This window comes from Lentilitoribacter sp. JB5-8 (assembly GCF_055693385.1).
Map to the genome: position 1 here is coordinate 1,014,399 of NZ_CM146332.1, position 14,642 is coordinate 1,029,040.

A 14,642-nucleotide genomic window follows, 5' to 3' on the forward strand; every position below is an offset into this window, starting at 1 on the left:
CAATTGAAAAGGGGCAATCTGTGCCCCTTTTCTTTTACTAAAAATACTTAAATCGATAATTACTTTTAAGGTGATGCTATGGAAGCTATAGTCCTGCAGATACTTAATGGCTTAGACAAAGGATCCGCTTATGCGTTGATCGCTCTGGGCCTGACATTGATCTTTGGTACACTCGGTGTCGTGAATTTTGCCCATGGTGCGCTCTTCATGATCGGGGCGTTTTGTGCGGTAACGCTCAGCAAAATTTTAACACTTAGCCACGTTGTTATCGATGCGACTAAGAAAGATTTCTTGGGCAATCCGCTCAAAGTGGAAGTCCCATATATCTATGATTTCGTCGGTGAAGCCGCAGGTAATGTGATCATTGATTGGGCCGTGCCCTTATCCATATTGTTTGCGATACCAGTGATGGTTCTGATTGGCTTCATTATGGAACGCGGATTGATCAAACACTTCTATAAGCGTCCACATGCGGACCAAATTCTTGTGACATTTGGCTTGGCAATCGTGATGCAGGAAGTCATCAAATATTTTTATGGCGCGAACCCAATTCCAACACCAGCACCTGAAGTCTTTAAAGGGTCTTTGGATTTTGGTGCTATGCTCGGGTTTGAAGCCAATTCAATCATCTATCCTTATTGGCGATTGGTATATTTCTCATTTGCCGCGGTGATCATCGGTGGCGTGTTTGCATTCCTGCAGTTCACGACCTTTGGTATGGTCGTGCGCGCTGGGATGGCGGACCGCGAAACAGTTGGCCTTTTGGGGATCAATATCGACAAACGCTTCACAATCATGTTTGGTCTGGCAGCAGCCGTTGCGGGTCTTGCAGGTGTCATGTACACGCCGATTAACTCACCGAACTATCATATGGGCATGGACTTCTTGGTCCTAAGCTTCGTGGTTGTTGTGGTTGGCGGTATGGGTTCATTATCCGGTGCTGTGCTCGCAGGCTTCTTGCTGGGTATTTTGGAGAGTTTCGCTTCCATGACAGTTGTTTTGGAAACGCTTCCAGGCATCAACCAAATTATCATTTACTTAGTTGCTATCATTGTGCTTCTCACACGACCACGCGGTCTAATGGGTAAAGCCGGCGTGATGGAGGAATAATCATGTTCGGACTTAGAAAATCAGATTCAGTTCTGTTACTTATTGTCATTGCGCTTACATTGTTTGCGCCATTCATTCTAAATCCATTTCCAGAGAATTCTGTAATGGCTCAGTTTAACGCTGGTTATCCTGATCTTATGCAGCGTCTAGTAATCTTCGGCATCTTTGCGATCGGATTTAATATCTTGTTCGGTCTGACAGGTTACCTCAGCTTCGGACATGCAGCCTTTTTGGGTGTGGGTTCATATGCTGGCGTCTGGATGATTAAGTTGCTCACGCTTAATGTTATTCCTGCAATCGTGGTCTCCGTGATTGTCGCTGGTGCTTTCTCGCTGCTCGTCGGCTGGATTTCGCTCAGACGTTCAGGGATTTACTTCTCAATTCTAACACTTGCATTTGCGCAAATGTCATACGCTTTGGCTTACTCAGTGCTCACACCGATTACCGGTGGTGAAACTGGTCTTCAGCCTAAAGTTGGCGATCCGCGTATATTAGATGCAGCTCTTGAAGAGGGTGTAACACCACGCGCAAATCTGTTTGGCATGTTCATGAATGATAGTTATGAGCTGGTAATCGGTGGCTGGATCTTCACATTTAATGTTGGCTATTACATCGCTGCTGTTTGTATGGTTGCTGCATTTTATCTTTCCATTCGCATTTTTAGATCGCCATTTGGTCTAATGTTGCGTGCGGTAAAATCTAACCAGCAACGTTTGAACTATACAGGGATTGAATCAAAGCCGTACACATTGGCAGCCTTTGTAATCTCAGGCATGTATGCCGGTCTTGCAGGTGGTTTGCTTGTTGCGATGGATACACAAGCAGGTGCAGAACGTATGTTCTGGACAGCCTCGGGTGAGGTGGTGTTGATGACCATCTTAGGTGGTGCAGGTACCTTAATTGGTCCGGTACTTGGTGCTGGTTTCATTAAGTACTTTGAAAATATCGTATCAAAAATCAACGCGAGTATTCTTGAAACTTGGTTCTCAGTTTTGCCAGATGGCATCAGCGATTTCTTCGTTGCCATTGTTTACCCGTTCATTGGTAAAGGTTGGCATCTCACACTAGGTATCTTGTTCATGCTTGTTGTTATCTTCTTGCCAGGTGGACTGGTGCAAGGCGGACAAAAATTGGCAGGCTTGTTTAAAAACAAAAAAGATGGTTCAGATTCAGCTTCAGGCAGCGCTTCAGCTGCGCCTGCTGAATAACATTTAGGAGTTCATTATGGGTATTTTAGAAGTCCAAAATGTCAACAAAAGCTTCGGTGGTTTGAAAGCTCTGACCAACGTGAACCTTAATGTTGAAGAAGGCATGATCCACGCGATCATCGGACCGAACGGTGCGGGTAAATCAACATTGCTCAACTGCTTTGTTGGCCGCTTAATTCCAGACACAGGTGCGGTTACCTTTGATGGTCAGTCGCTTTTGGGAAAGAAACCACACGAGATTAACCAAACAGGTGTGTCTCGCGTGTTCCAAACGCCGGAAATTTTCTCAGATCTTTCGGTCTTGGAAAATGTGATGATCCCATGTTTTGCAAAGCGGGATGGTTCTTATTCACTCAATGCAATTAACGCAGTGAATAAAGAGAAAGACATCTTAGAAAAAGCCGAACAGATGCTGATCGATGTGGACATGATCGATAAACGCGACATGATTGCATCATCCATGTCACGTGGTGATAAGCGACGTTTGGAAATGGCTATGTGTTTGTCGCAGGATCCAAAATTGTTGCTTTTGGATGAGCCGACTGCTGGTATGGCACGTGCCGATACCAACAACACTATCGCGCTCTTGGCAGAAATTCAGGAAAAGCGTCATATCACCATGGTCGTCATTGAGCATGATATGCATGTTGTATTCTCGTTAGCGCAAAAAATATCAGTGCTGGCGCAAGGGACTGTGATTGTGGAAGACATGCCTGAAAACATTAAAGGTCACCCAAAGGTTCAAGAAGCCTATTTGGGTGGTGCACATTAATTAGAAATAAGCTGAGTATATATTATGTCAGAAAATATGAATGCTAATCATGCTAAAAATGCCCCAGCTTATTTTTCAGCTTGGGATATAAAAGCCTATTACGGTGAAAGCTACATCGTTCAAGGGGTAAGCCTTAATGTTCATGAAGGCGAAATTCTAGCGCTTTTGGGTCGTAACGGTGCAGGTAAAACATCAACGCTTCGTGCCTTAGCAAGACTTGCAGATCCAATGGTCACTCATGGCGAAATTTGGCTTGATCACCAACCACTTCATTTGATGAAGGCCCATGAAGCATCGCAAGCAGGCATTGGGCTTGTACCGGAAGATCGTCGGATTATCCAAGGCCTCACTGTCGAAGAAAACCTTCAACTTGCGCAGATTGAAAAGCCAATTGGCTGGTCAATCGAACGCATTTATGAACTATTCCCGCGACTTGGTGAGCGTGCAAAACAAGAGGGTACAACGCTCTCTGGTGGTGAGCAACAAATGTTGGCAATCGGTCGTGCTTTGGCGCGCGATATCAAATTGCTATTGTTGGATGAGCCTTATGAGGGGCTTGCGCCTGTGATCGTTCAAGAAATTGAAAAGACACTTCATCTCATCCGTGAACAAGGCATTACAACCATTATTGTTGAGCAAAATGCTGTTGCTGCGCTGAACCTTGCCGATCGCGCTGTGATCTTGGACACAGGTAAAGTTGTGTTTGATGGAACAGCGAAAGAAGTGCTCGATAACGAAGAACTTCGTCACGAATATCTAGCCATTTAGAGGCTTACAAAGCCCCATCATAATGTGGTGGGGCTTTTTAAATATTGATACATGACCAATAGTGCAGGGAGAACGCTATGAGCGATCCAATTTTTCCACCCGCTGATGATTTTGCAAATTCGGCACATATTTCCAAAGCAAAATATGATGAAATGTATGCATCATCTGTCTCAGATCCGGATAAATTTTGGGGTGAGGTCGGCAAACGGCTAGATTGGATTAAACCCTATTCGATTGTAAAAAATACAAGCTTTGCCTATGACAATGTCTCCATCAAATGGTTTGAAGATGGTGTTTTAAACGTATGCGCCAACTGCGTAGACCGTCATTTGGAAACACGGGGCGACCAAACTGCCATCATCTGGGAAGGTGATGATCCAACGGTTTCTGAGCACATCACCTATAATCAATTGCATGAGCATGTATCGCGCCTTGCAAATGCTTATAAGTCATTGGGTGTTGGAAAAGGTGACCGCGTAATCCTTTATATGCCAATGATCCCGGAAGCTGCATATGCAATGCTTGCTTGCGCGCGTATTGGTGCTGTTCATTCCATCGTCTTTGGCGGTTTCTCACCCGATGCTCTGGCAAGTCGTGTGACCGATTGCGGCGCTAAACTGCTGGTGACAGCTGATGAAGGCCCGCGCGGTGGTAAAAACATTCCGCTGAAGAAAAACGTCGATGCAGCGCTGGAAATTTCCGGTGATGTAACAACTATTGTGGTTAAGCGTACAGGTGGTGGCCCAGGTAATAAAGCTGGCCGTGACCACGATTATGGTGAGCTCGTCGCAAGCGTTTCGGCAGACTGCCCGGTCGAGCCGATGAATGCAGAAGATCCACTGTTTATTCTTTATACATCCGGGTCAACCGGTAAGCCAAAAGGCGTGCTTCACACATCAGGCGGATATCTAACTTATGCTGCGATGACGCATGAATATGTGTTTGATTATCACGATGGTGATATCTACTGGTGTACTGCCGATGTCGGTTGGGTTACTGGTCACAGCTATATCGTATATGGCCCGCTTGCCAATGGCGCCGTTACATTGATGTTTGAGGGTGTTCCAACATACCCCGATGCATCGCGTTTCTGGCAAGTGTGCGAAAAACATAAAGTCAACCAGTTCTACACAGCACCAACGGCGATCCGTGCGTTGATGGCACAAGGTAAAGAGCCAGTTGAAAAGTGTGATCTTTCATCATTAAAAGTGCTTGGCACTGTGGGTGAGCCGATCAACCCAGAGGCTTGGAATTGGTATAATGAGGTGGTTGGCAAAGGCAATTGTCCAATTGTAGACACTTGGTGGCAAACCGAAACTGGTGGTCATATGATCACGCCGCTGCCGGGTGCAACAGCTGCAAAACCAGGTTCGGCAACCACACCATTCTTTGGTGTGCAGCCTGTCCTGTTAGAGCCAACAACTGGTGCTGAGATCAATGAAACCGCAGCAGAAGGCGTGCTATGCATTAAGGATAGCTGGCCGGGGCAAATGCGCACTGTTTATGGTGATCATGAGCGTTTTGTTCAGACCTATTTCTCAGACTATAAAGGGTACTACTTCACAGGTGACGGCTGTCGTCGCGATGCAGATGGCTATTATTGGATCACAGGTCGCGTGGATGACGTGATCAATGTTTCTGGTCACCGTATGGGAACGGCTGAAGTCGAGAGCGCTCTTGTTGCGCATCCAAAAGTTTCTGAATCCGCGGTTGTGGGCTATCCTCACGATGTTAAAGGCCAAGGCATTTACTGCTATGTGACATTAAATGCAGGTGAAGAGCCATCAGATGATCTACGTGTTGAACTGCGCAACTGGGTTCGTAAAGAAATTGGCCCAATTGCTTCACCAGACCTTATTCAGTGGGCACCAGGCCTGCCGAAAACACGTTCAGGTAAAATCATGCGTCGTATTTTGCGCAAAATAGCTGAAGATGATTTTGGTGCATTGGGCGATACATCGACGCTTGCCGATCCATCAGTTGTCGACAATCTGATTTATAACCGGATGAACCGGTAAGCTATTTTGAAGAAATATTAGGCGCCAACCTAATGGGCCGGTCTGAAAAGATCGGCCCTTTTTTGTGATGGTTTGTATTCTAACCCAGGTCCTATTCTAACCTAGGCCGATAACACCACCATCAACAGCAATCGATTGTCGCGTGAGCATACGAGACGCATCTGATGCTAAGAATAATACAATACCAAGCATATCTTCTGAGACGAGTTTTGTCGGAATGGACTGTGTTTCAAGGTGTTTTGCAACACCTTCTTCGGTTGCCCAAAGATCCAGTTGCCGTTGGGTAAATACCCAACCGGGCAAAATTGAATTTACACGAATATTATCTTTACCCAATGTGTCTGCAAGCGCTCGCGTTAAACCAGCAATCCCGGCTTTTGCGGTAATATAAACCGGATATTGATCACTACCCAAATGATGCGCGATGGATGAGAAGTTGATAATCGATCCACCACCAAGTGCGGTCATATCCTTAGCTACGTGTTTTGCTGTAAAGAAATGCGGCCGTAGATTGATATCAATGCCTTTATCAAAATCGTCAACACTGGTTGTTTCGAGTTTGTGCCGAACATCAGAGGCTGCATTATTGACCAATATGCTTATTGCGCCAAAAGTCTCTTTTGCCTGATCCATAGCATTCTCAAGTGCAGGAATATCGATGACATCGCACTTTATAAAAAGCGGTCGTTCGCCGTATTTGGCTTCCATCTCCTCACAAAAGTTCGTCGCGTCACTCCGCTGCACAAAGCTCACATGAGCACCCTGGGCTAAAAAACCTTCAGTTAACAAAGCCCCAATGCCCGAACCACCGCCGGTGATAAAAACAGATTTGCCTTTTAAGTCCGGGAAAATCGCACTTGGCATTCTTGAATTTTCAGACATCAATCCTCCGCAGGGTACCAGTAATTTGCACTTGGGTTATCGCGTTTGATGATAACATGATTATTGGCAAATACTTTATATGGATGGCTCCAATCGCCATTTGGCCATTGTATGCGGATAGTCGCGCGCTCGGCAACGCCTAATCCAAAGTGGTTAAAACCCAATTGGCCAGATGCATGTCCGCCGCCAATTTGAACAGTCTTATTTTGTGTAAGGTTACCCGTTTTAACCGAGATTTTTGCACCGATTGCATCGGTGTTCACCGCGCCATTGTCCAATTCAATTTTAATCCAGTTGCCCATTGGGCGATGACCCCAATCGGTTTTAGCACCTTCATTTAAAAACAAATTGACGTTAGTTTTGCGGTTAACGACGAGCATATCCAACATGCCGTCAGCATTAAAATCTTCAATCACTGCACCACGACCTGCAGTATTAAGTGCAATGCCAGCTTCATCACCCTTCTCGGTGAATTTGTTTTCCAAGCCGCCAAGCAACATGTTATCTGGATCGTAACTTGCAAAATCGCTCATCGCTTCGACATTACCTTTGGCAATATACAAATCCTTATGTGTGTCATTGTTGAAATCAACAAATTGCGAATGCCATCCGGTTGATGGTTTAAGATCATCGCCTGTGTAGGGGCGATGTGCAGTCGCACCGCTTTCAAATGCAATGTCACGATAAATCGGGCTCTCTTCGTCACCCTCTTCGTCCAAAGATTGGATTTTTGTATCACCCATCGATGTTAGTGCATATTCAGGATAGCCGTCGCCATTAAGGTCTGTTTCAGCAATCCCCATGCCCCAGATCTGTAGCGTTTCCCAGCCATCATTTTGAGTGTAGGCACGCGGGGCTTCATTCGGCGTTATCTGCCAAAGCTGTTCTTCTCCACCACGATAATATTGACGGTCATTGGTAATGCGAAGATCAGGTTCGCCAGATTTGTTCCAATCGGTAAACAGGATTGAAAGTGAGCAATAGCCCGGTTCTAAAGCGAGAGGTTCTGAATACGTGCCATCCGCATTTGGTCGAAGCAGCATATTGGGCGAACATGTCCCCCATGGCGTTCCGGGTGCGTCTCTATCAACATAATTGCCAATTGCCATTGTTGGCAGAGTATTGTCACTCTCCCAAATTGCGGCAAAGCCCGTCGACCATTCACGTCCACCTTTAACAGCAAACTCTTTGTTGGCTTTGGTGAAGCTACAATTTGGGCCGCCTTTTAAAATCTGGTTGGCACCTAAGCGCAACAAAACTAAATCTGTGTACCCGTCATTATCAATATTGATGGGATAGGCTCCAAGTATCTTTGTGTTGCTGCGACCGATCTCAAGAGCTTTCTCAGTAAAAGATAAATTGCCACCCGCTGATGATGTGTTGATGAAGAGCTTGGCAGCACTTTTACCGCCGCTTAAAAATACATCCGGCATGCGATCGCCATTGCAATCAAAGCTCGCAGCACCACCGCCAACGAAGTATTCCCAAGGCCCCTCATATGTGTGCTGTATACCAGCCATTTCAGATTGTTCGACCATTGCAGGAACATCAAATGGAAAATCATCCGCATGTGCACTCGATAGTCCAATGGAAAAAACCAAAGCGATGGCAGAGCCTATTTTGAGGTATTTTTTCATGCCAACACCTATTTAATTTCAAGGGTACGCAAGAATGCGATGAGCTGTTGTTTGATATCCTCATCAAGCGCAAGATATGCATCCCGCGATTGTCGCGCGTCGCCGCCATGGGCGGTGATGACTTCATCAAGATCATACATATCGTTGCGGTGTCCATAGGGAGCCGTTGAAGCCACACCCCAAAGTTCTGCAGTGATGAAAATATTTCGGTCGACAAATCTTTGCGACATCAACTCATTACCGAATGCATCGACTTCGCCATCCGTCATTGTGTGGCGTTTGAGATCACCAAACAATGGCACCATTACTTGGCCATCAGCATTACGGGGTAGGGATTGAGCCCAATCAAGCATGGCCAGATCATATGTTGCGGGTGCTTCAACCTGATAGGTTTGCAAAGTGCCTGCCACATCAAAAAGACCCGGATCATCAAATTGAAGCGAGTTTAGCGGCAAGGCGGGCATATGACACTGCGCACAGCCAATTTGTTCAAAAACTTGCTGTCCCTTACCCGCAGCGCTCTGCCATTCAGCGTTTTCAGGTTTGGTGACCACAGGAGGGCGCAAGGTAGCTTGCCAGGCAACAAGTGCAGATACATCCGCAGAACTTAACTCCGCACTCATGCCATCTTCATCAAAATCAGTTTCACCCGTCCATCGCGCACCAAATCGCTCGATTGCCTGCATACCATGATGATGGTTTGATGCATTTACTGTGAACTGCCGCAATGACGTCATGACGCCTTTTTGCGAAAATGGACGTACCACAAGGTCAGTGTCGATCCCATCGATTTCGTCGAGCTGCAAAACGCCGTCAGGTTGCGCTGTGATAAAGCCATAGGAAATGCCTTTTGAGGCCAATTCCACTCGTGTAGCGGATTTATTTGCCCGAGCGGTTTTTAATGCATCACGGCGGATATCATGCAGCTCAGTCGTAATTTCGCGTGCTAAAAGTTCAATGAGGCCCGCGCCAAAAAGATGATTGGTGCCACGCTCGTTTGAAAACTGCGGATTGATTGAATCAAAATCAGCATTGGTAAAGCCTTCGGATACAAACACATTGGTAACAAAGTCACCTGCGCCACCTAAAAGGGGTTCATTATGACAGGCGCCGCAAGATGCGGCATCAGGCCCTGACGTTCTTGCAAATGCAGTTTTGGATACCCGCCGTGCTTTTGTCGGAAGAATAGCAGCCGTTGCCATGGGGCGACCAGCACCTTCAGTTTTCTTAAACTTTGCCTCAAAAAGCTCTTCACCAGCTTGTACCAATTCATCAAGTTCTTTTTGCCCAAGAAACCCAATTGGCATTTGTCCAATTCGCCCAATTGCATCGGTTTTTTCATCCCAAGGCAGTGCATCCTGTGCAACGCTATTTGATACGCTTAGGCAGACCAAGCCCATGACAAGAAGTGAATTACGCATTAGTTAAACTTCCACTTTGTACCGTTTTGTTCGGAGATAATATTGCTATCAAGATCGCTCAAACATGATTGCACATTGCCATTGAAAATTAGCTCACCTTCATCTGTGTAAAAGCTGACCTCCGGCATTTTATTACGTCTGACTTGCAAAGTGTTTTGAATACCTTCGAGAATAGATGTCTGCATGAGATCGTAAAACAAGGTTCCATGACCGGTAATGGCAATTGGCATTGGTCCCAATAATGTAAGCAATCGGCCAAGGCCAATACCAAGGGCTTCACCTGCACGACGAAATGCATATTCAGATTGGTGATCACCATCGCGGGCGCGAACGGCAATATTTTCAATTTCTTTAAGCGGAATAAATTTTGCCGGGACTACATTGTCGTCAACTTCAAATGCTGTCCGCAAAATCCCATAAAATCCGGCAATGGATTCAATGCAGCCATTGGCGCCACAACGACACAATGGTCCATTGGGATCGTGCATCATATGCCCAAAAGGTGGTGCAAAGGAACTGATCCTACCATTTGCCTCTTCTGTTGCGATGCCCAAACCAATGGAATGACTTAGCGAAAGCGTTGCGAGCTTTCGATTGCTGAAGCCACCAAATTGTGCGGCGCGCTTTTCTGCAATTGATTGCGCAGCAAATTGTGTGTCATTTGTTAAACGTATGTGTGCTGGAAGAACTGGTTTTAGAACCTTCTCAAAATCAAGTGATGTGTCTTCAAATACCGGTGACCACAACAATTCAGGTTTTCCGGATGCGACCAGCCCCTTTGTAGTAATCGACACCGTCAAAATTTGTTCAGGAAGCAGTTCATTACGCTCAATCAAACGTTCGATATCGTGTTTAAGACGTTGTGAGAATGTATCAATATCAGTTTCGGCAGGCGGGCGTTTTTCTTCAAAGCGGTCTTTCAACGTACCGGCATAATCAACCAATGAATACTGCACCATTTCTGAAGTGATACGCACAATTGCAATAAACGCACAATTTGGGTTCTGGCGAAATTTGACCCGCGGGCGTCCACGTCCGGAGGAAGGGGTTTGTTCATCGCGAAAAAGAATGCCCTCTTTTTCTAGCTCGGTCGTAATTGTCGATACAGTTGCAGAGCTTAAACTTGTCCATTGCGATAGTTCAGTATGAGAGACCGAGCCAAGCCTACGCAGGGCTGATAAAATCAAGCCTCGGTTCTGCTTTCTTAAATTCTCAGTGCTCGCCTTCATCAACATCGAAAGTTTAACCCTTTATAATTGAACCACTATTTAGAGGCAAAATCTGATTCTGTCAATTTTCTCGTGTCTCGAAATAAATAAGTTGACTCGCATAAAAAAATTTGGCAAACATTTTTTCGACTGTCGAGAAAATTAATTTTCGATCGGTCTAAACGACGAAATGAGGGGCCAAGTATTTCGCGTCTCATCATCCATTTTATCATTTGGGAGGAATTCAAATGAACAAATTCGCAACTATGTTGCTCGCTGGCGCAGCTCTATCTGTTGTCGCTTCAGGCGTTGCTGTCGCTAAAGACAAAGTAATCGGTGTTTCCTGGTCAAACTTCCAGGAAGAGCGCTGGAAGACTGATGAAGCTGCAATGAAAGCTGCTATCGAAGCAAATGGTGACAGATACATCTCTGCTGATGCACAAGCATCTGCTGCTAAGCAATTGACTGATGTTGAAAGCTTGATTGCACAAGGTGCTGACGCACTTATTATCCTAGCACAAGATTCTGGCGCGATTGGTCCAGCTGTTGATAGTGCTGCAAACGAAGGTATTCCGGTTGTTGGTTATGACCGCTTGATCGAAGATGCCCGCTCATTCTACCTAACATTCGACAATGTTGAAGTTGGTCGCATGCAAGCACGTGCTGTTTTGGCTGCTAAGCCTGAAGGTCGTTATGCTTTCATCAAGGGTTCTTCAGCTGATCCGAACGCTGACTTCCTATTCGGTGGTCAAATGGAAGTTCTAAAAGAAGCAATGGATGCAGGCAAAATCACCAATGTTGGTGAAGCTTACACAGATGGCTGGAAGCCGGACAATGCTCAAAGAAACATGGAACAAATCCTAACAGCTAACGACAATGGTGTTGATGCTGTTGTGGCATCAAACGATGGTACAGCTGGTGGTGTTGTTGCGGCTCTAGAGGCTCAAGGTCTTGCCGGTACAGTGCCTGTATCTGGTCAAGATGGTGACCATGCTGCGCTTAACCGTGTTGCTCGCGGTACACAAACAGTATCTGTTTGGAAAGACGCGCGTGAGCTCGGCAAAGCAGCTGGTAACATTGCAGCAATGCTTGCTGATGGTAAAGCAATGGGTGACATTCCAGGTGCAGTAAGCTGGTCAGGTGGCGCAAATGGCGTTGAAATGACAGCACAATTCCTAGCGCCAATCCCAGTAACAAAAGACAACCTAAATGTTGTTATCGACGCAGGCTGGATTGCGAAAGACAAAGCTTGTGAAGGTGCAATGGCTGGCGTTTCTGGCTGTTAATCTATATAAAAAACATATTCACATCGCATGCTCATCATGCGGTGTGAATTCAATTTGAACTTTCCACAACTTGGTTCGTGTAAATCGATACTGGGTTGTTGGCATGTTTTTCATTGGAGTCATCGGTGAGCAATAATAACAATATGCATCGCGCCAATAAAGTTGAAAACGAAAGCGGGTTTACGCGTTTCCTTCGTGCAACTGAATTAGACGTGCGTTTGCTGGGCATGATTGCAGCACTCATATTAATTTGGGTGGGCTTTCATTTATACGGACTGTTTGCAAACGGATTTGGTGCGTTTCTAACGCCGCGAAATCTTTGGAACTTATCAGTTCAAACATCGTCAATTGGCGTTATGGCATGTGGTATGGTGTTGGTCATCGTTACCAGGCATATCGATCTGTCGGTTGGTTCAATTCTAGGTTTTTCAGCCATGTGTATGGCCATCCTTCAGGTTTGGATTCTGCCTGAGATTTTAGGTTTGGGGCATCCTCTCATCTGGATTATCACAGCTATTGCAGGAATTTTGATTGGTACGATTATCGGTGCTTTGCATGGCTATCTTATTGCTTATCTCGCAATCCCAGCCTTTATTGTAACCTTAGGTGGGCTTCTTGTTTGGCGCGGCGCAGCTTGGTTGCTTGCGAGCGGTGAAACAATTTCACCCGTTGATCGCACATTTGCCAAGCTTGGTGGCGGACCATTTGGTGCGATCGGTTCAACAGGCAGTTGGATTATTGCTTTGCTTGCATGTGCGCTTGTTCTCTTTAGCTTTTGGCAAGCACGTAAAAAACGCAAACAGTTCAATTTTCCATTACGTCCTATGTGGGCAGAAACATTCTTGGGCGCATTAGCGTGTACAGCGATTTTAGGTTTTGCTTGGGTTGTGAACGCTTATCCATGGCCTAAGGGTATCGTGCGCCGCTATGCAGCCGAAAACAACATCTCCACCCCGGTTGAAGAAATTTTCATCTCGCATGGCTTCGCCATTCCGGTTCTCATTATGATTGCGGTGGGCGTGGGCATGACATTCCTCATGAGCCGCACACGTTTTGGCCGTTATGTTTTTGCTATTGGTGGTAATCCCGAAGCAGCTGAACTTGCGGGCATTAAAACAAAATGGATTACCGTTAAAATCTTTGCTCTCATGGGTGCGCTTTGTGGATTATCTGCGATCATCGCCAGTGCGCGTCTTAACTCAGCAACAAATGCGTTGGGAACGTTGGACGAGCTATATGTTATTGCCGCAGCGGTGATTGGCGGTACGTCCTTTGCTGGCGGTATCGGAACCATTTACGGTGCTATCTTAGGCGCTGTTGTCATGCAATCACTTCAAACAGGTATGATTTTGATCGGATTTGATACGGCCATTCAGCAGATGGTCGTGGGCGGAGTTCTTGTCTTCGCGGTCTGGATTGACACAATCTACCGACGTCGTGCGAAGTAAGGGGAGTTGGGATAATGACTGATAAAAATTCAAACAAGCCCTCAAAAACGCCGCTGATCGAAATGAAAGATATTTCAATCGGGTTTGGAGGCATCAAAGCTGTTGATAAGGCTGACGTCGATCTGTTCCCTGGTGAAGTCGTTGCGATCTTGGGTCACAACGGTGCGGGTAAATCGACTTTGATCAAAATATTGTCTGGTGCATATAAGCGTGATGAAGGGCAGATTTTTGTAAACGGCGAAGAAGCTGTGATCAATAATCCGCGCGATGCTAAAAAGTATGGCATTGAGACGATTTATCAAACATTGGCAGTGGCCGATAATGTTGATGCAGCGGCAAATCTTTATCTTGGTCGCGAAATTCTAACCAATTTTGGAACCTTAGATGATGCGGCTATGGAAGCCGAGGCGCGGAAAGTAATGGGTCGCTTGAACCCGAACTTCCAACGTTTCAAAGAGCCTGTTAGCAAGCTATCTGGTGGTCAACGACAGTCAGTGGCAATTGCGCGAGCAATTTTGTTCAACGCAAAAATCCTAATCATGGATGAGCCAACTGCAGCACTTGGGCCACAAGAAACTGAGCAGGTTGGACAATTGATCCAGCAGCTTAAGAAAGATGGCATTGGTATCTTCCTCATCAGCCATGACATTCATGACGTATTTGATCTCGCCGATCGTGTCGCCGTGATGAAAAATGGTCAAGTTGTCGGTTATGCAAGAACTGAAGATGTGACCAAAGATGAAGTGCTTGGCATGATCATTTTGGGCAAATGTCCTGAAGGTGCAATCCCCGGACCAGGGGCCATGAAAGAATAGACTTTCCCCCTCCCGGGACAGTTTGCAGAAACTTTGCAATTTGCGACATATTTTGTGTCGTAAGTCGCA

12 protein-coding genes are annotated in these 14,642 nt (G+C 46.0%); 8 read left to right on the forward strand and 4 right to left on the reverse strand.

The window, feature by feature from the left end:
* Positions 1–78 precede the first annotated feature (78 nt).
* The 5 genes from ACZ1GZ_RS04900 to acs all read left to right on the forward strand — a co-directional run bounded on the left by ACZ1GZ_RS04900 (position 79) and on the right by acs (position 5,876).
* Entirely contained in the window at positions 79–1,110 is a 1,032-nt protein-coding gene (locus ACZ1GZ_RS04900) for a branched-chain amino acid ABC transporter permease (RefSeq protein ID WP_472667356.1), read from the forward strand.
* Positions 1,111–1,112: 2 nt separating this feature from the next.
* Positions 1,113–2,318 (forward strand): branched-chain amino acid ABC transporter permease, encoded by a 1,206-nt coding sequence (locus ACZ1GZ_RS04905; protein WP_472667357.1) that lies wholly within the window; start codon positions 1,113–1,115, stop codon positions 2,316–2,318.
* A 16-nt stretch (positions 2,319–2,334) separates the two neighbouring features.
* Entirely contained in the window at positions 2,335–3,090 is a 756-nt protein-coding gene (locus ACZ1GZ_RS04910; protein ID WP_472667358.1) for an ABC transporter ATP-binding protein, read from the forward strand.
* 24 nt (positions 3,091–3,114) lie between these two features.
* The gene (locus ACZ1GZ_RS04915) at positions 3,115–3,858 is read left to right on the forward strand and encodes an ABC transporter ATP-binding protein (RefSeq protein WP_472667359.1); all 744 of its coding nucleotides are present in this window, start codon (positions 3,115–3,117) and stop codon (positions 3,856–3,858) included.
* Positions 3,859–3,935: 77 nt separating this feature from the next.
* On the forward strand, positions 3,936–5,876 hold the full coding sequence (gene acs / locus ACZ1GZ_RS04920) for an acetate--CoA ligase (RefSeq protein WP_472667360.1): 1,941 nt from the start codon (positions 3,936–3,938) through the stop codon (positions 5,874–5,876).
* A gap of 96 nt (positions 5,877–5,972) precedes the next feature.
* On the opposite strand, the gene ACZ1GZ_RS04925 is transcribed toward acs, so the two are convergent.
* From ACZ1GZ_RS04925 to ACZ1GZ_RS04940, 4 genes are read right to left on the reverse strand one after another with little or no spacing between them, the layout of a single operon-like run.
* The gene (locus tag ACZ1GZ_RS04925; protein WP_472667361.1) at positions 5,973–6,758 is read right to left on the reverse strand and encodes an SDR family NAD(P)-dependent oxidoreductase; all 786 of its coding nucleotides are present in this window, start codon (positions 6,756–6,758) and stop codon (positions 5,973–5,975) included.
* The gene (locus tag ACZ1GZ_RS04930) at positions 6,758–8,395 is read right to left on the reverse strand and encodes a CRTAC1 family protein (RefSeq protein ID WP_472667362.1); all 1,638 of its coding nucleotides are present in this window, start codon (positions 8,393–8,395) and stop codon (positions 6,758–6,760) included. Before ACZ1GZ_RS04930 ends, ACZ1GZ_RS04925 begins: the two co-directional genes overlap by 1 nt.
* A gap of 8 nt (positions 8,396–8,403) precedes the next feature.
* The gene (locus tag ACZ1GZ_RS04935) at positions 8,404–9,816 is read right to left on the reverse strand and encodes a di-heme oxidoredictase family protein (RefSeq protein ID WP_472667363.1); all 1,413 of its coding nucleotides are present in this window, start codon (positions 9,814–9,816) and stop codon (positions 8,404–8,406) included.
* A complete protein-coding gene (locus ACZ1GZ_RS04940) occupies positions 9,816–11,051 on the reverse strand; it encodes an ROK family transcriptional regulator (protein ID WP_472667364.1) in 1,236 nt (411 codons plus the stop codon). Before ACZ1GZ_RS04940 ends, ACZ1GZ_RS04935 begins: the two co-directional genes overlap by 1 nt.
* A 221-nt stretch (positions 11,052–11,272) precedes the next feature.
* On the opposite strand from ACZ1GZ_RS04940, the gene xylF reads away from it, so the two are divergent.
* The 3 genes from xylF (at position 11,273) to ACZ1GZ_RS04955 (ending at position 14,573) form a co-directional block, all read left to right on the forward strand.
* Entirely contained in the window at positions 11,273–12,310 is a 1,038-nt protein-coding gene (gene xylF / locus ACZ1GZ_RS04945; RefSeq protein ID WP_472667365.1) for a D-xylose ABC transporter substrate-binding protein, read from the forward strand.
* 143 nt (positions 12,311–12,453) lie between these two features.
* On the forward strand, positions 12,454–13,758 hold the full coding sequence (locus tag ACZ1GZ_RS04950) for a sugar ABC transporter permease (protein ID WP_472668237.1): 1,305 nt from the start codon (positions 12,454–12,456) through the stop codon (positions 13,756–13,758).
* 14 nt (positions 13,759–13,772) lie between these two features.
* Positions 13,773–14,573 carry an ATP-binding cassette domain-containing protein gene (locus tag ACZ1GZ_RS04955; protein ID WP_472667366.1) on the forward strand — a complete coding sequence of 267 codons (801 nt, stop codon included), beginning with the start codon at positions 13,773–13,775 and terminating at the stop codon, positions 14,571–14,573.
* Positions 14,574–14,642 lie beyond the last annotated feature (69 nt).